This is a genomic window from Lentzea kentuckyensis (assembly GCF_002150765.1).
In the GTDB taxonomy this organism is placed as follows: Bacteria; Actinomycetota; Actinomycetes; order Mycobacteriales; family Pseudonocardiaceae; genus Lentzea; species Lentzea kentuckyensis.
On the sequence record NZ_MUYM01000206.1, the window covers coordinates 1 to 1,345 of the forward strand.

Here is a 1,345-nt window from a genome sequence, read left to right on the forward strand (position 1 = left end):
CCAGGCCGTGATGGCGCACGCCGACTGGATCATCGACCTCGGTCCCGGCGCTGGTCACGACGGCGGCAAGGTCGTGTTCGAGGGCACGCCGGCCGATCTGGTGGCCGACCGGTCGACGCTCACCGGCGAGCACCTGGCGGACTACGTGGGTGCCCCGGCGCGTCGCAGGAAGCGCTGACCGGGTACCAAGGTGGCATGGAGATCACGGCGTTCCTGGACCGCAGGCTGACCCGCAGGTTCGAGACCTACGACAGCGACCAGGACGGGTTCATCGAGCGCTCGGACTTCGAACAGGCCGGTTCCCGGACCACCGCCGCGTTCGGCCTGAACGACGACGACCTGCGTGCGAGGCGGTTCCACGAGCACCTTTTGGGTGTGTGGGACCACCTCGCCGCCGTGACGGACACCAACGACGACGACCGGATCAGCCTCAACGAGTACAAGACGGCGTTCGCGCGGCGGATGCTGGGGCGGCCGGAGGCGTTCGACGACAGCTATCTGCCGTTCCTCGACGCGTTGGTGGCCGTCGCCGNNTGATGAACCTGCGCTCCACCGATGCACGCGCCGTGCACGCCCGGCTCGATCACGACGGCGACGGTCTGGTGAGCACCGACGACCTGTTGGCCGCGATCAGGGCGTACTACTTCTCCGAGGACCCGGACGGGCCGGGCGCCTGGTTGTTCGGTCCGCTGGACTGAAACGAGAAGTCGGCGCGGACCCTGGCGTCCAAGGCCATCGGCAGGCGGATCCGGCCCGCGTCGACCAGGCGTTTCGCCGCTGATCGACTCAGGCCGAATCCGTTGGTGAGCAGCTTTCCGACCCGGATCGGTACGGGGATGTCGAACCTGACGAAGACGTCCAGGGATTCGGTTTCCTTCTCGATCTCGTAGAACGGCAGGTCGGTCTCCAGCTCCCACGTGCCGGTCCAGTCGAGCCGTTGGCCCGAGTGGATCGTCAGGTGGCGCACCACGGCCGGGTCGTTGTTCTCGTAGCCCAGCAGCAGTTCGTGGTCGAGCGCCTGCACGTGCACGCGTTCGTGGACCGGGATCTTCGACGTGCGGTCGCACCGCGCGCAGCCGATCAGCAACCAGACGTCGAGGAGCTTGCCGTTGGCGTTGACCCGGATCTTGCCGGTCGGGTGGTGACGGTCCGCCCGGCAGGAGACGCAGGTCTTGACGATGGCCGGGAGTCCGAGCTCGCGGACGACCCAGAGCGACTTGTTTTCGGCATGGCTGATAGAGCTCATGAGCGTTGGTGAGTTCCCAGGAGTCAGTGGCGTACGGAAAAACCCGCACCTGCCCGGTGCGGGTTCATTGCTACGTACGTCACCGCTTCATGCGCGCCA

The 1,345-nt window shown here is 66.9% G+C and carries 3 protein-coding genes; 2 read left to right on the forward strand and 1 reads right to left on the reverse strand.

What is annotated here, in order from left to right; translation table 11 throughout:
• Positions 1–195 precede the first annotated feature (195 nt).
• Entirely contained in the window at positions 196–537 is a 342-nt protein-coding gene (locus B0F77_RS45935; protein WP_211294377.1) for an EF-hand domain-containing protein, read from the forward strand.
• The gene (locus B0F77_RS49530; protein WP_211294378.1) at positions 537–698 is read left to right on the forward strand and encodes an EF-hand domain-containing protein; all 162 of its coding nucleotides are present in this window, start codon (positions 537–539) and stop codon (positions 696–698) included. Before B0F77_RS45935 ends, B0F77_RS49530 begins: the two co-directional genes overlap by 1 nt.
• Here the strand turns inward: B0F77_RS49530 and B0F77_RS45940 are convergent.
• Positions 641–1,246, reverse strand: coding sequence for a DUF1062 domain-containing protein (locus B0F77_RS45940; protein WP_086669328.1), 606 nt, complete (start codon positions 1,244–1,246; stop codon positions 641–643). The two genes, B0F77_RS49530 and B0F77_RS45940, sit on opposite strands and share 58 nt — an antisense overlap.
• Between the last annotated feature and the right edge of the window lie 99 nt (positions 1,247–1,345).

Coding starts and splice junctions, on each gene's coding strand:
- B0F77_RS49530 (WP_211294378.1), top strand. CDS start 537: ATGAACCTGCGCTCCACCGATGCACGCGCCGTGCACGCCCGGCTCGAT.
- B0F77_RS45940 (WP_086669328.1), bottom strand. CDS start 1,246: ATGAGCTCTATCAGCCATGCCGAAAACAAGTCGCTCTGGGTCGTCCGC.